Source organism: Anaeromyxobacter terrae (assembly GCF_022690685.1).
Classification (GTDB): domain Bacteria; phylum Myxococcota; class Myxococcia; order Myxococcales; family Anaeromyxobacteraceae; genus Anaeromyxobacter; species Anaeromyxobacter terrae.
The window spans coordinates 58,992-80,482 of record NZ_JALCYY010000013.1 but is presented as its reverse complement, the minus strand read 5'-3'; the positions used below and the strand labels follow the sequence as shown (position 1 = coordinate 80,482).

16 protein-coding genes are annotated in these 21,491 nt (G+C 67.7%); 5 read left to right on the top strand and 11 right to left on the bottom strand.

Annotation, left to right across the window (positions count from 1 at the left end; translation table 11 throughout):
* Nucleotides 1-22: 22 nt before the first annotated feature.
* The 11 genes from MNY62_RS08110 to MNY62_RS08060 form a co-directional block, all read right to left on the bottom strand.
* Nucleotides 23-2,305 (bottom strand): protein kinase domain-containing protein, encoded by a 2,283-nt coding sequence (locus MNY62_RS08110; protein WP_242343637.1) that lies wholly within the window; start codon nt 2,303-2,305, stop codon nt 23-25.
* A gap of 10 nt (nt 2,306-2,315) precedes the next feature.
* On the bottom strand, nt 2,316-3,245 hold the full coding sequence (locus MNY62_RS08105) for a DUF2381 family protein (protein WP_242343635.1): 930 nt from the start codon (nt 3,243-3,245) through the stop codon (nt 2,316-2,318).
* Nucleotides 3,235-3,969 carry a hypothetical protein gene (locus MNY62_RS08100; protein WP_242343633.1) on the bottom strand — a complete coding sequence of 245 codons (735 nt, stop codon included), beginning with the start codon at nt 3,967-3,969 and terminating at the stop codon, nt 3,235-3,237. The genes MNY62_RS08105 and MNY62_RS08100 overlap by 11 nt, the downstream gene beginning before the upstream one ends.
* 41 nt (nt 3,970-4,010) lie before the next feature.
* Nucleotides 4,011-5,261 carry a hypothetical protein gene (locus MNY62_RS08095; RefSeq protein ID WP_242343632.1) on the bottom strand — a complete coding sequence of 417 codons (1,251 nt, stop codon included), beginning with the start codon at nt 5,259-5,261 and terminating at the stop codon, nt 4,011-4,013.
* Nucleotides 5,258-6,232, bottom strand: a complete 975-nt coding sequence (locus MNY62_RS08090) for a hypothetical protein (RefSeq protein ID WP_242343630.1) — start codon at nt 6,230-6,232, stop codon at nt 5,258-5,260. Before MNY62_RS08090 ends, MNY62_RS08095 begins: the two co-directional genes overlap by 4 nt.
* 21 nt (nt 6,233-6,253) lie before the next feature.
* Entirely contained in the window at nt 6,254-8,848 is a 2,595-nt protein-coding gene (locus MNY62_RS08085) for a TraC family protein (RefSeq protein ID WP_242343628.1), read from the bottom strand.
* Nucleotides 8,845-9,222 (bottom strand): hypothetical protein, encoded by a 378-nt coding sequence (locus tag MNY62_RS08080; protein WP_242343627.1) that lies wholly within the window; start codon nt 9,220-9,222, stop codon nt 8,845-8,847. Before MNY62_RS08080 ends, MNY62_RS08085 begins: the two co-directional genes overlap by 4 nt.
* A gap of 13 nt (nt 9,223-9,235) precedes the next feature.
* Nucleotides 9,236-9,556, bottom strand: a complete 321-nt coding sequence (locus tag MNY62_RS08075; protein ID WP_242343625.1) for a hypothetical protein — start codon at nt 9,554-9,556, stop codon at nt 9,236-9,238.
* 5 nt (nt 9,557-9,561) lie between these two features.
* Complete coding sequence (locus MNY62_RS08070; protein WP_242343623.1) at nt 9,562-9,942, bottom strand: hypothetical protein; 381 nt, start codon at nt 9,940-9,942, stop codon at nt 9,562-9,564.
* Nucleotides 9,943-10,029: 87 nt separating this feature from the next.
* A complete protein-coding gene (locus MNY62_RS08065; protein WP_242343621.1) occupies nt 10,030-10,449 on the bottom strand; it encodes a hypothetical protein in 420 nt (139 codons plus the stop codon).
* Nucleotides 10,450-11,398: 949 nt separating this feature from the next.
* On the bottom strand, nt 11,399-11,680 hold the full coding sequence (locus MNY62_RS08060) for a helix-turn-helix domain-containing protein (protein WP_242343619.1): 282 nt from the start codon (nt 11,678-11,680) through the stop codon (nt 11,399-11,401).
* Between the two features lie 337 nt (nt 11,681-12,017).
* On the opposite strand from MNY62_RS08060, the gene MNY62_RS08055 reads away from it, so the two are divergent.
* From MNY62_RS08055 to MNY62_RS08035, 5 genes are all read left to right on the top strand, one after another.
* The gene (locus MNY62_RS08055; protein WP_242343618.1) at nt 12,018-12,533 is read left to right on the top strand and encodes a DUF2378 family protein; all 516 of its coding nucleotides are present in this window, start codon (nt 12,018-12,020) and stop codon (nt 12,531-12,533) included.
* A 268-nt stretch (nt 12,534-12,801) separates the two neighbouring features.
* Entirely contained in the window at nt 12,802-14,052 is a 1,251-nt protein-coding gene (locus tag MNY62_RS08050; RefSeq protein WP_242343616.1) for a nucleotidyltransferase domain-containing protein, read from the top strand.
* Nucleotides 14,053-14,074: 22 nt separating this feature from the next.
* Nucleotides 14,075-14,938 carry a CBASS oligonucleotide cyclase gene (locus MNY62_RS08045; protein ID WP_242343614.1) on the top strand — a complete coding sequence of 288 codons (864 nt, stop codon included), beginning with the start codon at nt 14,075-14,077 and terminating at the stop codon, nt 14,936-14,938.
* Between the two features lie 3 nt (nt 14,939-14,941).
* A complete protein-coding gene (locus MNY62_RS08040; RefSeq protein WP_242343613.1) occupies nt 14,942-15,439 on the top strand; it encodes an SLATT domain-containing protein in 498 nt (165 codons plus the stop codon).
* 418 nt (nt 15,440-15,857) lie between these two features.
* On the top strand, nt 15,858-21,206 hold the full coding sequence (locus tag MNY62_RS08035) for a DEAD/DEAH box helicase (protein ID WP_242343612.1): 5,349 nt from the start codon (nt 15,858-15,860) through the stop codon (nt 21,204-21,206).
* Nucleotides 21,207-21,491 lie beyond the last annotated feature (285 nt).

The window sequence follows — 21,491 nt, the reverse complement described above, 5'->3', positions numbered from 1 at the left end:
GTCAAGGACGGCGGGCGGGGTACTAGAAGGCGCGCTCCACCCACACGTCGAAGAGGACCCCGGGATCGAGGAGCTGCGTGTCGCCGGCCCCACCCGCTGCGACGACGTCCTGGTGGTTGAGCGCGGTCTGGCCAGCCCGTCGCGCCACGTCCTGCGCGACACTTCCGGTGACCGTGCTGAGGAGGACGCCCGCCGTGTTCTTGGCGACAGTCGTTCCGAGCCCCTCGCCCCGTACCGGGGCGGCGGCGACGCGCCGGCTCGCCGCGAGACCTGGCCTTCCATCGTCCCGGTCCATCGCGAGCCCCGCGAAATCGACCTCTCGGTCGTCGGGGAGGCGCAGCTTCGAGAACCGGATCGTGAAGCGCCCATCCATGGCCGACGCCTGCCCGTACATGAGCGTCCCCGCGGGAAGCACGAGTTCCCCCTGGACGACGAAGGGGCGCGGCAGCTTCACCTCGACGGGCCCGCTGCCGACAGTGCGGCTGTCGAGCGTCGTGAGGAGCCGCACCGGAATGTGGGCGCCAGTCGGGATCCCCAGAGGCGCGTTCGTGGCCGCGACGCGCACGGGCGCGTGGAGAGGCTGAGACCGGCGCATCCACTCCGGCGTTGCGCCACTCTCCGCGTTCCCCTGGGCAGCAGTCCCGCTCGCGATGCCGGGTATCGTGGGACGGCCGCCATACCGCTCGACGAGCGCACGATCGATGCTGCGTGCGTCCGCAGCGCTCGGGGCGCTCGTCGGCGCCGTCGCGGTCACGGACGCGCGCCGTGACTCTGGAGCAGGAGGCGGCGGCGGCAGGGGAATGCTCGGGACGACCGGGGCAGGCGTAGGGGCGGCGGCACTCGCGGCGTCTCCGGCGTCCGCCCCGTTCCGGACCTTCTCGAAGAGGCTGCTCGGCTTCGGCTCGGCGCGGCTCGAGCTTCCGACGATGGCGAGGAACCCGAGAAGCACCGCGACCGCGCCGAGCCCCACCATGACGCCGACCGGCGGCAGCTTCCGCGTTCCTCGATCCGCCCGCTCGATTTGCTCCTTCACGCGGCGTATCGCCGAGGGAACCTCGGGGGGGCCGTTCGAGCGCTGCGACGCAGGCGCCGCGGGGGCGTCGGCAGGTGCCACGAAGACCGGCCTCACGCCCGACGGCGCAGCGAACGGAACCTCGTCGACGACGGGGCCGGCCGGCACGCCCGGCCTGGCACCCTTCTCGAGGGCCTGCATGAGCGGCGTCGTCGAAAGGAAATCGTCGACGCCAGAAGTCGCCCGCCTCGGTCCAGCCATCGATAGGATCGGCTCGATGTCGCCTTCGTCTGCGACACGCCCCAGTACTGGCCGCGGCCTCGCGGCGGTCGTCACGACGGTCCCGAGCGCCTCGGGAGCCACGTCGAACGGGCCGGTCCAGGCGGAGTCCCCGAGCTTGTCGTCGCGGATGCGCTGGATCGCATCCGCGAGCTCGGTGCCGCTCTGGTACCGATCACGCGGGTCCTTCTCGAGGAGCTTCAGGACGACGTTGTCCAGCGCTCCTGGCGCGCTCGGATTCACCAACGACGGCGCCGGCGGCACGACCGTCTGGATCGCCCGCCAGATCTCGGGCTCGCTGTCGCCGCTGAACGGCGCTCGGCCGGCGAGGATCTCGTACAGCATGTAGCCAACGGCGTGCAGGTCGGTGGCGGCGGTCCACTCGAAGTCCACACCCCGCTCGAATGCCTCCGAGTAGACGTGATTCAGGTACTCCGGCGCGTAGTGCGTGGACGTGCCGACCACGTCGAGCTGACGCGTCACTCTGTATGACGCGCGTGCTCTCGCGATCCCGAAGTCGATGAGGACGGGCTCGCCGTCCGCTCGGACGAGCACGTTCTCGCTCTTCAGGTCCCGGTGGAAGAGCTGCCGCTCATGCATGTGGTGAACGGCCCGGCCGATCTTCTCGAACACCTCGCAGATTCGCAGGAGCGATGGCGATCCCGTCCTGCACCACGCATCCAGCCGTTGCCCCTCGACGAACTCCATCACGAGGAACGGGTAGCCCGTCTCGAGCTCCGGCCACCGGTCGACGGCGTAGATCGACACGATGTTCGGGTGGCGGAGCGACTTGAGCGCCGCGACCTCGCGATCCGTTCGGTCCTCGAAGCGCTTCCGCTTCTCCGGAGTGAGCGACCCGAGCCGCTCGCGCGAGAGCTTGAGCGCGTAGTGCTTCCCGTCGCGTTCCACTTGGTAGAGCGTCCCGAACCCGCCGGCGCCGACGCGCCGCACGACGGTGTAGACCCCCACGGACGTGCCGGCCTGGAGGTTGTCGGGATCGACGTGCGCGGGCATGGACACCCTCCTAGAGCTCGAGCCCCTCGAGCACGACGTGCCGCGAGCCGTCTCTCTCAAACAACGAGAGGCTCACCTTCTGTCGAGCGGTCTGCGGCGGGGTCGCGAACGCGACTACCAACTTCTCGGCGACGTCCGGCGGCAGCGCCGCGAGCTCCGCCTGGATCGAGAGCACCTTCACGTCGACGCTGCTGCTGCCGCGCAGCTTCACCTCGGCCCGGTCGAGCACCCAGGACTTGGAGGGATCCCGGTTCTCGACCGTGAGCACGAGGTAGGTCATCCCGAGGAGGCGGTACGCCCACCGCGCCTCGACGAGAAGACGGCTCTGCTTGTCGCCCCCGCGAACGGCGTGGCGCTCGAAGGCGTGCGGCGCGTCCAGGTTCTGCTGGATGAAGAGCGAGGCGATCTTCGCGACACCCGCCGTTGCGGAACCGGCCTGGCACTCGTCGAGCTGCGCTCGAACGGAGATGAGGCTCGCCTTGAGGGCTGCCGCCGAGTCGGGCGCGGCGTGCTTCTGCAGGTCGAGGACGACGTCCACCTGGGCATCCGCGTCGGTAGCGACGGTGAGAAGCTTGAAGGTGAGGACCGTGCCATCGGCGAGCGAGACGTTCAGGGGCAGGGGAGCGCGGAGGTCCTTCTTCGGCACGAGCACCACGAATCGCTCGCTCTGGCTGAGCGGATTCATGAGGCCGTTCACGTCCGCTATGAACGCTCCGCCGTCCCTGAGCGGCACCTGGAAGCTGAGGATCGTCGCGATCCCTCCCGCGACGTGGATCTCCGGAAGCGATGAGACGTTGCGGTCGTTGATGCTGAGGGAGCGGCGGCGCAGCTCACGCTTCATTGAAGCGCCGTCCGCGCGCGCAGGCTTCGCGTTTCCGGCGGCAAGCGCGGCGGCGGGCGCGACGGTCACCAGGACCGCGAGCGCGAGGCTACGGAGCATTGCCGGCCTCCGTCTTCGCCATCGCGGGGGGGGTTGCGGGCAGCTCCTGGATCTGCCACTCCGCGATAGCGAGGCCGTCGGGATGCTCGGGAGACACGGGCACGACCGCCTCGACCAGGTCGACCGCGAGCCGATCGACCGTGAAGGGACCGCCCCCGAGGAGCGGTCCCTTCCGGCGGCTCAAGGTGGTCTTCACGTGCAGGAGCGTGGGGGTCTGCTCGATGAGGATGATGTCCTCGATGGAGAGATCGCTCCGTACCTGTGCGGCGCGATACGTATCGAGGAGCTTCGCGGACTCGGTCTGCTTGTTCACCCGCTCTCGCATCGGCTCCGTCATCATCAACAGCGCCTGAGGCCAGTTGGCGTCGATGGTGGACGAGTTGATCCCGAACGCGAGCTGGACGAAATCGCGCGTGAAGCGGACGACTGCGATCTCCGGCGGCTTCGTCTTGTCCGCAAGAAACTTGAGGAGCGCGTCCGTCGCCACGCCCCGCTGCACGAGAGTCGATTTCCCGCCGGGGTTCTCGACCACGACGAACTCCGGGGGACGCGCCGCGAGACGGACGTTCGCGAGGATCGAGAGCAGGAGGAGGCCGAATAGGAGGATGAGCGCCCAGTTCTTCCAAGCAGCCTGGCGCGCGAACGCGTCCCAGACCGCGCCCGGCGCGCCGGGCGGCCGGGGATCCGCGGATTCGGTTCGGACTGTGGGCAGTGAGGTAGCCATCTTGGTGCTCCTTTCCCCCGTGGAGGGACGAGTGGTCCGGATCAGCTGCCGCGTCCGCCGCCGGGGGCGTTCCGCGACTGCGTCGCGCCGGAGGAGCCGCCACCCGGAGGATTTGACGCGACGGTTCCGGTGGCCCGCATCGCGCCGGCAAGGGTCTCGGGATCGAGTCCCTGGGGCATTCCGAACGTCGCCGTCGCGTTTGCTGCTTTCGCTGCCGCTCCCGCCGCACTGCCGGCGACGCCCGCCGCCACTCCTGCTGCACCGACGGTGTGCGCCACCACGGACCCGGTGTGCTTCGCACCGCCCACCGCGTCCTTGTGAACATCCTTCACGGACCGCAAGCCGCTAGACATGAGGTTCTCGAGCGTGCCGCCCACAACTTGAGCGGCGAGCCTCGGGGTCGAGAGAGCGATCGCGCCCATGAGCAGCGACGCGATGACCGCCGCGATGTAGCCGGCGGTTTCGGCGCCCTCGCTCCCCATCGCGACCATGATGCTGAGGAGCAGGCCCGTGAAGATCGGCCACGACAGCACGGTGACGAAGTGGCCGAACCACTTCGTCCCGGTCGACGAAGGACGCGGGATCGCGGCGACGAGAGCGAGCGGCCCGATGCAGAAGAGGAGGGCGGCCAGGACCTTCCCCAGCTTCACCATGACGATGACGAGCCCTTCGGCGACGAGGAGGAGGAAAGCGACGAGGCTGTCGTAGAAGAAGCCGCCGACCTTGGAGGTGAGGCCGCTCACGACGCCTCCGCCGCTCGCGCCCGGCGGCTGGGGGAGTGTGGTACTCGGGTCCGTGCTCGTCGGCATGCCCTGAGCGGCCTTGGCGGCGCGGTCGAGGAACTCGCCCATGCCGCTCACGGGCGTGACCTTGTCCGCGAGCGGGTCGAACACGTTGACGATGAGGCCGTTGAAGATCGGGACGTAGAAGACGAGCAGGAACATCACCAACACGGCGCGCCAGATCACGACGGAGAGGTCGCGTCCCTGCCCCGGTGCTCGCCCGAACGCCTCGATGAGCAGGCCGAGGATGAGGGCGAGCGGGAAGAACTCCCACGCGATGCGCCGAACCTTCGCGATGAGGTCACGCATCGCCGCCTGCTTCGGGTCGGTTGATTCGAAGTTCCAGTGGAAGCCACCGAGGAGACCCTCGCGGCTCGCCTGCGAATCCCACCCCTGATTGGCCCACGGCGTAGCCGGCGGGTTCTTCTGGGCCGCGGCTGCGCCCGGCGCCGCGGCGAGCAGCGCGAGAAGCACGGTCGAGACGAAAAGCTGCGTCGCCCGCGGCGTCATCGTGGGCTCCCCCCCGGCACTGGCGCTGGCGACGGCGACGCGGCAGGTGGCTGCGCGTTGCCGTTTGTCTGCCGCGCCTCGCCCTTCCAGCCGAACGCGCGCAGCCCGTCGACGAGCGACGCGCGCCGCGCGCTCTCCTCGTCCTCGAAGCGCTTCGCTTCCGCGATTTTCAGCTCGTTCGCGATGGTCTGCTGGTGGATGAGCTCCTCGAGTTTTCGATTCGTCTCCGCTTGCTGTTCGAACGCCTGGATCTGCGCCTGCGCCGCGAGCGTCTGGCACACGACGGGGTCGCGCGCGGTCAGGCACTTCTGGAGCATCCCGTTCTCGGGGTCGTACACCTGCGTCTCGACCGCCGCCTTCTTGACCATCTCGGCCTGGTACCGCTGCTCCCGCGCGATGTCCTCTGCGCGCACCAGGTCGAGGTCTGGGCGCCCCTGTGGCAGATCCCCGAACGTGCGCCGAAGATCCTGATCTAGCTTCTGCGCCGTGACCGTCCGCCGCCATTGGTCGCACGAGGCGCTCGTGCCGCCCGCGCCTCGCACGGCATCCCTGGTGATGTCCTGGAGGCACCGCTGCAGCTCGGGCGAGAACCCGCCGTAGCCCTGTCCCCAACTCCGGTAGCCGTACTGGGCTTCACCCTGGAAGAAGGAGATCTCCGGGTACGCGCGATGGAGAGCGTTCAGCCCGCTGTTCGCAAGGCGTTCGCCGCTGAAGGCCCGGATCTCCTCGTACGCTTCCCGCGCGTCGGCTGCGTAGCTGGCGAGGCGCTTCGTCTCCTGGTACGCCTTGCCGAGCGTCTCGAACGTTTTGGTGGCGGTGTCGAGCTGCTGGAGCGAGGTTGTGAGGATATTCGTCAGGATCGGGACGTCAGCACCGAACAGGTCCGCGTAGGCCGCCTGGATCCCGACCCCGAGCGAGAGCGCGACGCACAGGATGGCGACGAGAACGACGCGCGGCAGTCTGCGCAACATGGAGCCCTCCTTCTCCAACACTCATGCAGCTGAACGGGACCGCACTCCCTGTCCGACGACGCCGTGCGGGTAGATCGCGGCGAGCTCCTCGAGCAGCCGCAACCGGTCGAGCATCGGGTTTTTCTTCTGGGCCCGCGCGAGCAGCTCCTTGTCTTGCGGGTCCGTCGTGAGGATCCAGTACGCGAGCGGGTGGGGCGCGAGCCGAACGGTCGTGACCTCCTTTCCGTACATGAGCAGGAAGTCCGAGTAGTGGCCCGGCTTGCGCTCGAGGCGCCGGAACGCCTCCAGCGCGCCCGGCGAGAGGCCGAAGTAGCTCGCGACCTCCTCGTGGCCGCGGTTGTGCCAGAGGAAGATCTTGAGGGCGCTGTTCGCGATGATCGCGGGGCCGGCCTTCGCATTCACGAAGTCCCGGAGCGCCTGGCTGATCATCCACATCGAGACGTCGTACTTGCGCATTTTGCGGTAACAGCCCGCGAGGAAGCGCTCGCCGACGTCGTCCTGCCCCAGATGCTCGTGCCCTTCGTCCACCGCGACGATCGTGTGCGCACGGCGGCTGGACGCGCGATTCGTCACCGCCTGGATGATGCAGGCCATCGCGAGCTGCTTCAGGACTGGGTCCTGCGAGACGCGCTGGAGGTCGAACGTGAGGAGCTTCGCGTCGAACCGCAGGCTCGACGGGCGGTTCACGAAGTCCGCATACATGCCGTCCGCGAATGGGCCGAGCTTCCGGTGGACGCGCTCGGCGATTGCGCGATCGTCGGCATTCTCCCAGGGGTAGTGCCTCAGCGCGTCGCGAAAGTGGCCGAGGAGCGGTCGTTCAGCTGGGCGATCCCGGAAGTGCGTCTCGTACGACCAGCGCACCGCGCGCGCGACGGCATCGAACGTCACCTTGTCGAAGCCGGGTTGGCCGGGTTCGGTCGCGCACACCTGCAGGAACGTGACGACGTCCTGGAGCTCCTCGTTCGAGAACTCGCCGGTCTCGCGGTCGAGCATCGCCGCGTACTCGACGAACGGGCTCACGGACGTCTTGATGTCGACGGGGATGTGGATCCCGCCGAGGAGCGCCGTGAGGGGCTCCCAGGAGTTGCCGTTGTCGATGAGGATCGCCTCGTCTCCCGCCGCGAGCGCGTCGAGGACGAGGTTCCCGAACGCGAACGACTTGCCGCTGCCCGTGTCCGCCACGACAAGGCCGTGGTGCGCGGTCGAGAGCCGCTTGTCCGCGAGGTGCAGGCGGAAGAAATCCCCTCCCGGCGTAAGCAGGACGGACGCCGCCTTCGCGGTGCCGTTCCAGGCGGCGAACACTGGAAGGAAGTCCGCCGCATTCCGGCTCGTGCAGCCCTTCTTGCGGAGCTGGTAGGGACCCGCTCCGGGCAGCATCGAGAGGAAGGCCGGGATCTGGGTGACTTCCTCGACCAGCATCTCGGAGTTGCCGCACTGCGAGAACGCTACGCGGGCGGCCTCCGCCTGCGCGTCCACCTCCTCGAGCGACTTGCCTTCGAGGAGAAGGCTCACGGAGAGCGCCACGATCTTGGAGCTGAGGTTGTTCAGCTCCTCGAAGAGCCCTCGGATGCTCTCGCGCTTCGCGCGCTCCGCCTCGTCCTGATCGACGCTCTCGTTCTGCAGGAAGGGGAGCGCGTTCTTGATGTGCTTCACGAGGCTGTGCGATCGGTCGAGCGCGAACCGCGTCTTCCCCTGGTGCTTCACGTGGACCGTGACCGCGAGCGTGTACGGGAACGGCGCCCGCTCGGTCCCCGAGTCGCGGGTCGCGAGTCGCAGGAGCGGATCCGCGGAGCAGTAGTTCGTGCCCGCCTCGGGGAGCACCTTGAGCGTGCACACGCGCCGGACGACCGAGCCGTGCCGGAACGCTCCGCGCCCGTCCTCGACGTCCTCGAAACAGAGCTGCTCCGCTTCCGTCAGCTCGAGGAGGTGGTTTCCATGACGCCGGACCGACTCGGGGCTCCACGTCTGCTCGCGGAGTGTGACGTTCGGCGGAGCGGCGCCAACCCGGGCTCGGCCAGGGTTGAGGAGCTCGAAATGGACGCGCCGCACGTCGGCGAGGTCGAGCTCGCGGCTGGAGATGCCGAGCTGCCCGAGGCGTCCGGTGAGACGGTCACGAAGCTGGCCGAGCCTCTTCACGCGCGCCCTGTGCTGAGGCTCCGAGAGCTTCGCGGGCGACCGGGTGTAGAGGAGCTGCAACCCGAGCTGACCGCGCGCGAGTCCGCCACCGGCCGGCGAGGCCTCCGAGAAGAATAGGTACACGCGCGTGTGCCGTACCCGCTGCGCGCGCAGCCACCGCGCGCGGCCAGCGACGTACGCGCGGAGCGCCGGCTCCTCCGCTCGGCAAGTCGCTTCGTACTCGCGAATGACGTGCTCGATGTTCGTGTCGACCTGGTAGACGAAGTGCAGGGTCGTCTCGTCTTCGAGCGAACCGATGAGGCTCCGCAGGCCCTCGCCGATGTTGGAGGCCTGCTCGCTGGCGCTGAACCGCACGTCGAGCGTGCCAAGCTCCAGGGCACCGACGTAGTCGAGCGCGGGAGTGACGAGCGCCGTCACCCCCTCTTCCCGCAGGGTCCTCCACAGCGGAATGAGATCGGCAAGCGGCGTCTCCCGGATCACGTCCTACCTCCGGTGCGCGAGCGCACGATGTCGAACAGACGCTCGGCGAGGTCCTGGCCCTCGTAGGCGTATTCGCCGTGTGGAAACGCCGCCGCCCGGCCGGCGCCGACGCGCGCCGCCGCGCTGAGGCGGCCGCGGCTCACGACTCGGCGCACCTTGAACTGGAGGAAGTGCTGCACGAACCCCTCCGCCCGTCCATAGTTGGCGACCCGGATGAGCACGTATGCGGCGACGGCGATGCCGCTGCCGATGAAGGCGCCGGCGGAGATCATCCCGGCCCACCACGCGGAGAGCACGACCGTGAACTCCGTGGGGAACGCGAGGCCAAGAACGGTGTTCTTCGCCTCGAGGCTCCTGTACACCGGCGCGCGCACGAGCCGCCGCGGGCTAGCTGTTCTGGAGCGCGCTCATGATCGCGGGCGCGCCACTGATGATCGCGAACAGAAAGGCGCAGATGACCGCAGTCCAGATCGCGCCCTTCACCAGGTCGGGCTTGAACATCGCCCCGCCGACACCGACCACGATGGCGAAGAGGCCGAGGGGCGCGATGATGAAGTTCCGGCCGTACTCGAGCAGCGTCTGACCGGGGTACGCGAGCGCGACCGCGGGCGCGACGAGGGCGAACACGGCGGCGGCGGCTAGCGGGCCGACGGCGGCACGCGCGACCGAAAGCTGGAGACGAGCAGAGAGACGGACGTTCTTCCGCATGGGACCTACCTCCTCGTGTTGTCGGCGGCCCCGAGGCCGTCGAGTCGCTCTGGTGCGGGACCCGGCTGTTCGGGACCTGCCGCGTCAGGCTGGCTGTCGTTCCCGTCGCGGAGCGCAGCCGCGACGGCGCGCTCGAAGTCGTCCTGAACCGTGCGGAAACGATCGCGCAGCTGGGCGAGGTACGATCGCGCCGAGGGGCTGCGTGGCGGCTCGAAGACGAGCAGCGCAGCGATCACGACCACGGCCGCGCCGGCCCAGACGAGCGAAAAGTGACGGGAGGACCACGCCAGCGCGCCGCCCGACTGGGCGCCGTGAAGCGCCGAGTAGAGGGCCGCGAATCCGGGATACGCGACAGCGACGAGGAGAACTACGAGGAAGACGCGCACGGAGAGAGGCAGGAGGCGGAGCCGCTCTCGAACCGTGAGCTCAGGCCATGTGCGCCTCTGCTTCCTCAGGTTGCCCCCTCCGAGCCCCTAGGTTCGACCGCCGCCCGACTTCGGGGCGGGCGCGCCGCTCTTGTCGAACCCCGGCCCGTTCCTCATGACCGCTTCGCTGCGCATGTAGACGATGTGCTGCAGGTAATCGAGGCGACCCAGCTTCAGCGCCTTGCGGTCGGCCTCGAGCCGCTCCACGAGGATCGCCGGCAGGCTGAAGTAGGTGCGGAACGCATCGAGGATGGTGTTCACCATCCGCGTCAGGTTGAGCGCCCTCTCTCCGGGCTCCGGCAGGTCCTTCTCGGACACACCGGCGGCCAGCGCGCGCGCGCGTGCCTCCTCCTGGATGAAGTTCGCGAGCTCCATCGGCATCCGAACGCTCAGCACGGCCTTCTCTCCCGTGCGCGGCGTGGTCTCCCCTGTGTGGCGCCCCTCTGCGCTCTTGTTCTTAGCAGGCATTTAGCATCCTTCTGACGGTTAATCTAGAGACAGTTAAGATCCACCCTGCGCATCGATGCGCCGGAATGCACTCTGGTGCCATCCAGACGTGCGGCAAGGTGAGTCGAAGCCGCGGTTCGCACGAAACGCAGTCGTGGTTCCATAGCGATCCGGTGAATGCCACGTAAGTGGCTAAAAACTCTAGCACGGGGCGCCGATAACCGTCGGCTTGACGTCTACGACGGCGGGGCCTCCACGGCGCGCGTCGAGCGGGTCCGTCGCTGTGCCAGATCGGAACACCGGTCTTTTGCTGCGTCGCTCCGGGGCACCTCGGATGGAGCTCGAAGCTCGCTGGTGCGCGAGCGTCGCCAGTCACCACTCGAGCGGCGCTCGAGCTGGTCGCAGCGCGAACGTCTTAGGCGGGAGTTGGCTTGGCCGCGAGCGCGGCAAGAGAGCCGGCCTCGTCGCACGCGTGGCGCGCTTGGTTGATCGCGCCGCTCGTCACCGGCCCGGATGCCGTAACGATAGCGTCGAGCCGCGAGCGCATGGCTGCGGCCTAGACGCGGGCAGCGACCCGGCGGTCCGGCCTCACAACTCGGCGAGTGACTCGGCGCTCCGGAGTGACGTCCGCGTCCAGGGGAGGCAGCGTGACGACGAACCGCCGGACGCCGACGCCACCCGTGGCGAACCACAGCCCAACCGCCCGAAGCACATCGATGATCGCCCGCATCTTGCGCCCCTCCTGCGTGACGGCGCCGTCGCCTCACCACGCGATGCGCGGAGCCTAGCATCGATGCATCGCACCTTGCAATACACTTCCCTACATGCGCAAACGAGGTCTCTCGAGGGCCCCGGTGCCTCGGAGATCTCAAGGGTTCGTCGCCTCGCATGGGCCCGGGCGCCGCGAGCCGCAGCCGCCGCGGCACACAAGTGCGGCGCAGCTCGCCCGGAGCTGACGTGCGGACCGCCGCTACCGCGCCTGGCGCACAGAACGCTTCCGCGGGCGCCCCGGCTTAGCCGGTGAGAGCCGCGCCTTCCTGAGCAGGGCTCCGGGCGCGACGCCAAGCGCATTCGCGAGGCGGCGCAGCGTATCCACAGTGATGTTCACCCGGCCGCCCTCGATCTTCCGGATGTACTGGACGTCCAGTCCCGTCGCGGCTTCGAGCTGCTGCTGAGTGAACCTCCGCGTACGCAGCCGGCGAACGTTCGCGGCGACGTAAGCGAGGACCTCCGACCGCGAGAGCTCCGGCATCCGAGCCGGGTACTCCCCGTCCGCTGAGCGAAACAGCGGAGTCCATTACTGGGTTTTCATCGACTCTGGAGAACGGCGGCCGGAGCAATACGAAGCCGTGGGGCAGGATCGCTAAGCCGCGCATTTCGAGGGGATCTGCCAAGGAGCCACCGCGGCGCGGCGCGAGCGCGCGCTTCGGCGTCGCAGGTCAACACGCACTCATTGTGCGTGATGCTCCCGCTGTTAACATAGCGCCCCGCGTTGGAGGGCGCGCGTGTCCAAATTTCGTTGCGAACCGCAGGTAAGAGGCAGTCTTGTTCTAAGCCGCCTTGAGTATCTCCGGAACCAGGGCGCCACGGTGCTGCTGGACCAAGTTCTCTCGCAGCTCGCGCCGGCCGATGCCGGCATGCTGCGGCGATCGGTTCGTCCTGCTTCCTGGTATCCGCTCAGCGTTCAGCTTCGCCTCGACGACGCGATTGCTTCCGTCTTGTCGTTCGGCGACCGGGCAGAGGCCTTCGTCGAGGTCGGCCGCGCATATGCCGACGCCATCCTCGCCCGCAGCCACCGACAGAAGGCGACTCGCGGGACCCCGAAGGTCTTCTTGGAAACGGTGCCGCGCCTGTACCACGCGTACTACACGGTGGGCCGCCGGGAATACGAGCCGCTCGGCGACAACGCTGCCGTGATCCGTACGTTCGACGCTGAGGGTCTCGTCATCGCCGACCACTGCTGGACCGTTGTGGGATGTCTTCAGCGCGGGCTCGAGTTGTCCGGCGCCGATACCGTGCTGGTGACGGAGACCGCCTGCCGATCGTCGGGGGCGTCATGCTGTCAGTACCTCTGTGAATGGGATTTCCACGCGGCGGCTCGGTAGCCCTACCGACTCGCGATTTCAACACACGCGTCGCACGTCTTGAGCCGTCGCCGCGAAACGGACTCACGTAGCCGACGTGGTCGGGCCGAGCGAGATGCGTGTCATCGGCATGAAGTATCCTCCGACGACTCGCTCGCATCCTTCGCGCCTCGGGCCTTGAATCATGGACACGTCTTGGGATCAGTGGCTGAGGAGTTCCTGGCAAGAGCTAGTCGCCGGGACCCGGCTTGAGGTGCCTGCGCACTTGCCGCATCCGGGCTGGTGCGGCATGGAGCGGACGACTGTCGGCTGGGCGCTCGCATTCGCGGATGGTCGCACGCTGGTCGTCTCCGAGGCGGGGGGCGATGGGGCGAGGCTCATCGCAGAACTGCAGAGTTCAAACCCACTCGAAGAAGCACTCAAGAAGATCGCAGTGTGGGCATCTCGGCACCCGAGGGCCACGATCGCTATCGGGGTGGGCGTTGTCGTCGCCCTCCTCGCTGCCATGCTCGGGAAGACTCGGTCAGGATCGGCTTCGCTTCCTGAGCTCGGGCGGGTTGCGACACTTCCTGCTAGCGACGACGACAGCGCGGTTGCGCCCGAGATGCTCCACAAGGGGGAAGCTCGGGGGGTCACCCGTTCCACCGGAGATGAGGCACGGAATGCGATCGCGGCGTCGTTCGCGAAGCTTGTCGGTTCGATTCAACCGGCGGAATCGGATATCGCTCGCGCAGAGTCGCACGCGAACTCTATTGAGGCGGCGCTCAAAGAAGCATTCACGCTCAACAAACTCATGATCGTCGGGAGCCACTCACGTCGAACGGCCGTGAGGGGGGTCAGCGACGTAGATTACTTCGCCGTCGTTGCTCGGGACGACGCACGTTGGGGTGGCAAGTACGCCAGTTCAGATGCTGTCTTGAAAAATGTCCGAACGGCACTGCAGGAGCGGTTCAGAAGAACCGAGATAGGGAAGGATCGCCAGGCGGTGGTCGTTCGTTTCGAGAATGGAGAAGACCCGGTCGATGTGGTCCCGGCCGTGTTCCTGGGGATGTCCACCAATGGCCGCCCGCTGTACCGGATGCCGGATGGGCGCGGTGGCTGGCTAGACACCAGTCCGGAGGGGCACAACAAGTACATCCTCGAGGCCAACGCGCGAAGCGGGAAGAAACTTCGCGCTACTGCACAGCTCCTGAAGTACTGGCGTACTTGTCGTTCGTTGCGGGTTCCGATTGGGTCATTTCACATTGAGCTTCGGCTTTCGGCAGAGGATGTGTGTCGTGTTGGGATGAGCTATGCAGAATGCTTCGTCTCTGGCCTCCAAGTCCTGCAGCGCGCGCAGTGTCAGCCGATCACCGACCCGCTGGGCATCTCGGGGGAAGTGCCAGCATGCTCAACAGAGGCGAAGAGGCAGGCCGCAGGCGAGGCGATCAGTTCCGCTGTCGCATTCGCCACCACCGCGCTCACTGCTGAAAAACGCGGGGATAGTGAGGCCGCGTGGCGGGCGTGGGATCGTCTGTTCAACCGCACCTTTCCGGAGTAGCTGGTCGCGGAAGGAGGCTGGGATGGCCCGAGCCGTCGGGGAGGCATTCCGCGAATTGCAATCGAATCTCGGGATCACCGGGCTTCAGGTAGAAACGGTTTCCGCCCGACACCACGCGGTGCGGCAAGCCGTCGGAAACCATATCAAGGTGTTGGACAGTTTTCTGACCGGCTCCTACGCTCGTTCGACGATGATCGGCCCGATGTCCGAGGCAGACATCGACATCTTCGTCGTCCTAGACGCCTCATACTTCGCGAACAACTCGCCTGCATCGTTGCTCGAGGTGGCGAGGCAGGTGCTGCTGAGGCGGTACCCGCGGACGCCGAGGATCAGCCGAAACGGTCAAGCAGTCACCATCACGTTTGAGGATTTCGCAGTCGACGTGGTCCCCGGGTTCTACCGAAATGGTGGAGGGTTTCTTATTCCAGATACGACCCGCTCCGGTTGGATCAGCACGGATCCTAAGAGGCATCAGGAAATCATTACGGCCGCGAACAAGGCTCACGGTGGCGCCCTCGTGCCGCTGGTCAAGATGGTCAAGGGATGGAACCGCGCGACGGGCTCGCCGTTTTCCGGGTTCTACCTCGAGATGATGACTCAACGCTTGTTCGAGAATGTTGCTATCGCGGACTACGCTCTTGCGATGACATCGCTGTTCGACAAGGGACGTAACGCCATCAAGTATGTGATTCCCGATCCGGCTGGATTCGGTGATGACGTTCAGGGGCTCAGGGCCGTGTCCTCGGTTGCCGACGCTGTCGCCGTGTTCGACCGTGCTCACGAGGTGGCGTCGCAGGCTGTAGAGGCGAACTGGCTCGGTTATCCCAGCATCGCAATAGAGCAATGGCGAACCGTCTTCGGCACGTACTTCCCGGCATTCGGATAGGCAATGGAAAATCACGTGAGAGACGCTATTGGCCGCGAAGCCCTCCGAATCGAGGAAGACAGCGCGTTCTCCTCGAAGTCGCACTACAACGCGGGTGAAGGATGGGCGTCCGTTCGGCTGTGGGTAGGAATACCGTCGGTGGTGATCGCTGCAGTCGCGAGTGGAAGCGCATTCCGTGACGAACCCGCGCTTGCGGGAATACTTGCGGCGATCGTCGCAGGCCTAACCGCGGTGTCCACGTTCCTGAATCCGTCCGAGAAGGAAAGGGCCCACCAGGCCTCAGGCGCGAAATACGGCTCGCTGCGAAACCGAGCGCGTATCTTCAGAGAAGTCGAGGTCTCGCTCGGTGACGAACCTGGCTTGCGCGACCAGCTCCTTGCGCTGGCATCTGAACGGGACGCGCTGAACGCTGAGTCCCCTCGCATTCCGAGGCGAGCATTCCGCGCAGCACGACGCGGCATCGAAGAGGGGGAGGCCGAGTATCAAGCAGACCGGCGCTAGCATCTCGAGCCGTCGCTCGCGTATGCGAATCGCCGCGAGACGATATGCGCCATCTCGCCGACGATGTCCTCAGGCTCGAGCGACGACGGATCCGCTACGGGGTGCCTGCCGCACTTCGTAAACGAGCAGCGCGCTGACGCTGCACCCCCACAGCATCTTCTGATCCCGCGTTAGGATCGACTCGCTCTTGGCGGCGGTCATCGCGATCGGGTTGTTGCCCGCGCGCATCGTAGAGAGACGGTCTGACGACGCCGGCCTGCGGCGCGCCGGCCCAACCCTCATCCTGGGCCGCTTGCGTCCCCTGGTCAGGGGTCGGGGGCGGGCATGAGGTACGCTTTACGTCCGCTCCCGGTGTACCATTCTCGGTCTCGGCGGGGCGGGGCCGCAGTCACACCACTATCCGCGCCTCGTCCACCCCATGGATGTCTTCTCACTTCGAGACACCGTCGTTCGCGAGTACGAGGAGTTCGCGACTTCGTTCACGACGATCTTCGCGGATGACCTCCGCAACCAGATCGACGCGATCTACGCCGACAAGCGGTACTGGCCAGAACCGCTGATCCAGATCAACCCGAACTATCAGCGCGTAACGACGGTCGAGAAGCTGGTCGTCGCCGGCGAGCTGCAGCCCGCATGCGCGGACATCTTCCGCACTGATCCGACCCCGGAACAGCCCCGCGGCGACACGCTGAAGCTATTCAAGCACCAGGAAGAAGCGATCTCGCTTGCGTCGGCTGGCGAGAGCTACGTTGTCACGACGGGAACAGGCTCGGGCAAGTCCCTCTGCTTCTTCATTCCCATCGTCGACGCGGTGCTCGCTGAGAAGAAGGCTGGCGCGGCGAAGCGCACGCGCGCGATCGTCATCTACCCGATGAACGCGCTCGCGAACTCCCAACTCGAGGAGCTCGACAAGTTCCTGAAGCACGTCCAGGGCCCGCGGCCCGTCACCTTCGCCCGCTACACGGGCCAGGAGAGCACCGAGGAGCGCCAGGCGGTCGCCGACGATCCGCCGGACATCCTCCTCACGAACTTCATGATGCTCGAGCTCCTGATGACGCGTCAGGACCCGCTCGACAAGAAGGTCATCGGCAACTGCCACGGTCTGCGGTTTCTCGTGCTCGACGAGCTGCACACGTACCGCGGTCGGCAGGGCGCGGACGTGGCGCTCCTCGTTCGACGCGTCCGGGAACGCCTCGCCCGGGCCGGCCTCCAGTGCGTGGGCACGTCGGCCACGATGGCCTCGGGAGGCTCGCAGGAGGACAAGAACGCGGCCGTTGCGCGGGTCGCCTCGAAGCTCTTCTCAGTCAAGGTGACGCCGAACAACGTCATCACCGAGAAGCTCGAGCGAGTCACCGATCCGGACCGGGACGCCGACCGGGTGAAGGACGCGCTCGCGGTGGCGATCGACACGCCGATCCCCGCCGACATCTCCGACGACGCGCTGCGTGTTCACCCGCTCGCGATCTGGGTCGAGACCCGCCTCGGAGTGACGTGGTCGGAGCCAGACCAACGCCTCGTCCGGGCGCAGCCACTCACGGTGAGCGAAGCCGTGACGACGCTCGCGCGCGACTCGGGAAAGGAAGAGGCCGCGTGCCGCACCGCGCTCCGGAACCTCCTCATGGTCTCGAGCGTACCCGAGGTCGAGCGAACGGGGCCGGGAGGAAAGGAAGCGAGCTTCTTCGCCTTCAAGCTCCACCAGTTCATCTCGGGCGCGGGTCACGCCTTCGCGACGGTCGAGCCAACCGGACAGCGGGTCGTCACTGTTGACGGCCAGCAGTTCCTGCCCGGCCACCCCGACAAGCGGCTCTACCCCCTCCACTTCTGCAGGACGTGCGGGCAGGAGTATCACCCGGTGCGCCTGAAGACCGAGGCCGGCGACCGCACGGTGCTCGCGCGGGACATCGACGACGCCGCACCGCCGAAGCCCGAGGGAGACGAGAAGGCGGAGGCGTCCGACGAGACCGAGGGTGTGCTCGACGGCGAGGTGTTCGGGTTCCTCACCCTCCACCCACCGGACGCCGAGTTCGCGTTCTCAGATCAGGTGGAGGACTACCCAGAGAACTGGCTGGAGTACGACGCCAACCAGACGCCGCGCCTCAAGCCACACTACCGCGCGAACCGCGCCCAAGAGCTTCGGGTCGAGCCTACCGGCAAGGTGGGCTCGGGCAACCGGGCCTGGTTCATGCCCGGGCGCTTCCGCCTGTGCCTCCGCTGCAAGGAGACGCAGGGCACGGCCGCCCGGGACCGCAACCGGCTGGCCTCGCTCTCCGCGGAGGGCCGCAGCTCCGCGACCACGGTCCTCGTCGCAAGCTCGCTCCGATGGATGCACGGCGAGGAATCCGGGCTCGATGCGTTCAAGCGGAAGCTGCTCGGTTTCACCGACAACCGGCAGGACGCCGCGCTTCAGTCCGGGCATTTCAACGACTTCCTCTTCGCGAGCCTCCTCCGCGGCGGATTCCTGGGCGCCCTCGAGGCGGCGGGGGAAGCGGGCCTGCGAAGCGACCGGCTGGGCGACGCGCAGCAGAAGTCACTCGGGTTCGATCGGCCCATCCAGGAGATCAGGGCAGAGTGGCTGCTCGAGCCGAGCCTCAAGGGCTTCAACCTGCAGGAGGCGGAGAAGACGCTCCGCGAGGTGCTCGCCTACCGCATCTGGTTCGACCAGCGGCGCGGGTGGCGCTACACGAACCCAAACCTCGAGCAGCTGGGGCTCGTGGACGTCGAGTACCTCGGCCTCGAGGAGCTCATCGCGGACGAGGAGGAGATCGCGAAGGCGAGCCCGATCCTGAAGGCGGCGAGCGTCAATGTGCGTCGCGAGGTCTACCGCGAGGTCCTCGATCACCTCCGGAAGTGGATGGCGATCCGCAGCGTCGTGCTGGACGCGAGCAACGTAGAGTCGCTCCGCGCCCGATCGTTCGCACGGCTGCGTCCGCCCTGGGGTTTTGGCGAGGACGAGCAGCCGCGGCGCGCACGCTGGCTGATCGTAGCGCCCCTCAGCCGGCGCGACATCGCGCTGCGCGACGAGGATCTCGTCGTGCGCGGTGGCGCCCGGAGCGCGCTGGGCCGCATCCTCCGAGACACGGAGCTCTGGGATAGCGGCGCCGTTCGGCAGCTCAAGACCGACGAGATGGAGAAGCTCATCGTCGGGATCCTCCGCGCGGCGAGAGAGCACGGGCTGGTCTCCGAGGAGGCGACGCCCTTCGGCGACGTGACCGGCTGGCGGCTCAACGAGGACTGCGTCCTCTTCCGGCAGGACGACCCGGCGCAGCCGCGCCGCAAGCGGCGGAAGAAGTCGGCCGTCGTCAGGAATCCCTACTTCGAGGAGTTCTACGGCACCCTCGCCGATCTACTCCGCTCGCCGGCGCACCCGCTCTTCGGCTTCGAGGCGCGCGAGCACACGGCGCAGGTCGAGGGCGACAAGCGCGTCATCCGCGAGAAGCGCTTCCGCTACGGCGACAAGGAGCGGGAGGAGCTGAAGACGGCGGCCGATCAGCTCCGACAGATGGGTGAGGCGACGAGATTCCTGCCGGTGCTCTTCTGCTCGCCCACGATGGAGCTCGGCGTGGACATCTCCGCGTTGAACGCCGTCTACCTCCGCAACGTGCCGCCCACCCCCGCAAACTACGCGCAGCGCAGCGGGCGCGCCGGGCGCAGCGGCCAGGCCGCGCTCGTGCTCACCTACTGCGCGGCGCAGAGCCCGCACGATCAGTACTTCTTCAGCGATCCGAAGGCGATGGTGTACGGAGAGGTTCGCCCGCCGCTCCTCGACCTCGCGAACCGCGAGCTGGTCGAGAGCCACCTGCAGGCGATCTGGCTCGCCTGCACCGAGCAGCCGCTCGATCCGTCCATCGCGGACATCCTCGTCCTCTCAGACCCCGCGCGGCCGATGCGCGAGGACGTGCGAAAGCCGATGGCCGAGCCACGTGTCACGCAGGAGGCCACCGCGCGCATTCGCCGCCTGCTGGAGCTCGTCGACCCGGAGCTGACGCGCGAGGCCGCGCCCTGGTACCCCGGCCGCGAGGCGTTCGCGGAGCAGGTGGCTGGCCGCGCCCTGGACGAGCTCTCGAAGGCATTCGACCGCTGGCGCGACCTTCTCGCCGCGGCCGAGGCGCAGCGCGACGCCTCCCGACGGATGATGGACGACTACTCGGCGTCCAACCAGGACCGGCTGGCGGCGAAGAGTCGCCACGCGCAGGCATTCGACCAGATCAACCTGCTGCAGAAGGGCTCGAGCACGTTCTCGAGTGACTTCTACACATACCGATACCTCGCCACCGAGGGCTTCCTTCCCGGGTACAACTTCCCGCGGCTGCCGCTCATGGCCTACGTGCCGGCCACCGCAGACGGACGCGGCAAGCAGACATATCTGCAGCGTCCCCGTTTCCTCGCGCTCTCTGAGTTCGGGCCGCGGAGCCTCGTCTACCACGAGGGCCGCGCCTATCGCGTCGTCCGGGCGCTGCTCGCGCTCAACCAGAAGGAGAGCGCGACGCCCGACTCCATGCTGCCGACGAAGACCGTCCGGATCTGCAGGGAGTGCGGCGGGGGACACTTCGATGACAGGACCTCCGTGTGCCACGCCTGCGGCGTTCCGCTGGGTGACGCCGAGATCGTGAACAGCATCTACCGGATCGAGAACGTGGCGACTCTCCAGGCGGAGCGGATCACCGCCAACGACGAGGAGCGTCAGCGCCAGGGCTTCGAGCTCCAGACGACCTTCGAGTGGGCGCGACGCGAGGGCGTCCTCGACTTCCGGAAGGGCGCGGCGGCGGACGGACACGGGGAGGTCGTCCGGCTGGTCTACGGCCCCGGGGCCACCATCTCTCGCATCAACAAGGGGCTCCGGCGTCGCGCGAACCGGAAGCAGCTCGGGTTCCTCATCGACCCGGTCACGGGCTACTGGGCGAAGAACGAGGACGAGGGCGACGGGACCGGCGATCCCACCGCGGCGCCTCGTCAGCGGATCGTGCCGTGGGTGCTCGACCGCAAGAACGCGCTTCTCGTGAAGCCGGCCGAGACGAGCCTCGACGAGAAGACGCTCGCGACGGTCCAGCACGCGCTGCTGCGCGGCATCGAGTCGGTCTTCCAACTCGAGGAGAGCGAGATCCTCGCGGAGCCGATGCCGACCCGCGACGACCGCAAGGGGTTCCTGCTCTACGAGGCGACGGAGGGCGGCGCGGGCGTGCTCACCCGGCTCGTAGCGGAGCCGGAGTCGGTCGCGCAGATCGCGCTCCGCGCGCTTCGGATCCTGCACTTCGACCTCGGCCCCGACGGCCGGACGCTGCCCCCGGATCCGCAGAAGCTCCGGGACGTGGCGGGGACGCGCTGCGTGGCGGCGTGCTACCGGTGCGTGATGTCGTACTACAACCAGCCCGACCACGAGCTACTCGACCGCCGCGACGAGAAGGCGCGCGAGATTCTCTGGAGGCTCGCGTCAGCCAGGGTGGAGGGCCTCGCCCAGCAGGTGGAGGATCCGTCCACCGAGCCCGCCGCCCCGGCTTCTCCTCGAGGCCCATCCGCGTCTCCCGCGGTCGCCCGGTGGCTCGCGCTCGCGCTCGATCGGGATCTGCCGCGCCCCGATCCGGAGCCGCTCGCCGCGAACGGCGAGACGTACCCGCTCGTCTGGCGCGACCTCTTCGTCGCGGTCGTGCTCGGCGACGCCTCGCAGGCTGGCCCGCTGCGTGACCGCGGGTACGAGGTGATCGCCTTCGAAGGAACCGAGGACCGCTGGGGCGAGCCGTTCGAGCGTCTCGCGAAGGAACTCCGGGGTTAGCGCATGCCCAACGTCCAGTACAGCCCGGGCAGCCTCGTGCGCGCCCGGGGGCGCGAGTGGATCGTCCTCACGGGAAGCGATGCGGAGGTTCTCAGGCTGCGGCCCGTCTCGGGCTCCGAGGAGGACTTCGCCGTCGTGCACCTCGGCCTCGAGGCCGAGCCAGTCACCGACGCGACCTTCCCGGTTCCGGCCTTGGCCCAGCAGGGCGGACAGGACTCGGCGCTCCTCCTCCGCGACGCACTCCTGCTCTCGCTCCGCCGCGGCGCGGGCCCATTCCGCAGCTTC

Excerpts from the sequence above, each read along its gene's own strand:
- MNY62_RS08105 (WP_242343635.1), bottom strand. The coding sequence starts at position 3,245 with ATGCTCCGTAGCCTCGCGCTCGCGGTCCTGGTGACCGTCGCGCCCGCC.
- MNY62_RS08045 (WP_242343614.1), top strand. The coding sequence starts at position 14,075 with ATGGCCCGAGCCGTCGGGGAGGCATTCCGCGAATTGCAATCGAATCTC.
- MNY62_RS08100 (WP_242343633.1), bottom strand. The coding sequence starts at position 3,969 with ATGGCTACCTCACTGCCCACAGTCCGAACCGAATCCGCGGATCCCCGG.
- MNY62_RS08090 (WP_242343630.1), bottom strand. The coding sequence starts at position 6,232 with ATGTTGCGCAGACTGCCGCGCGTCGTTCTCGTCGCCATCCTGTGCGTC.
- MNY62_RS08035 (WP_242343612.1), top strand. The coding sequence starts at position 15,858 with ATGGATGTCTTCTCACTTCGAGACACCGTCGTTCGCGAGTACGAGGAG.
- MNY62_RS08060 (WP_242343619.1), bottom strand. The coding sequence starts at position 11,680 with ATGCCGGAGCTCTCGCGGTCGGAGGTCCTCGCTTACGTCGCCGCGAAC.
- MNY62_RS08095 (WP_242343632.1), bottom strand. The coding sequence starts at position 5,261 with ATGACGCCGCGGGCGACGCAGCTTTTCGTCTCGACCGTGCTTCTCGCG.
- MNY62_RS08065 (WP_242343621.1), bottom strand. The coding sequence starts at position 10,449 with ATGCCTGCTAAGAACAAGAGCGCAGAGGGGCGCCACACAGGGGAGACC.
- MNY62_RS08040 (WP_242343613.1), top strand. The coding sequence starts at position 14,942 with ATGGAAAATCACGTGAGAGACGCTATTGGCCGCGAAGCCCTCCGAATC.
- MNY62_RS08110 (WP_242343637.1), bottom strand. The coding sequence starts at position 2,305 with ATGCCCGCGCACGTCGATCCCGACAACCTCCAGGCCGGCACGTCCGTG.
- MNY62_RS08075 (WP_242343625.1), bottom strand. The coding sequence starts at position 9,556 with ATGCGGAAGAACGTCCGTCTCTCTGCTCGTCTCCAGCTTTCGGTCGCG.
- MNY62_RS08050 (WP_242343616.1), top strand. The coding sequence starts at position 12,802 with ATGGAGCGGACGACTGTCGGCTGGGCGCTCGCATTCGCGGATGGTCGC.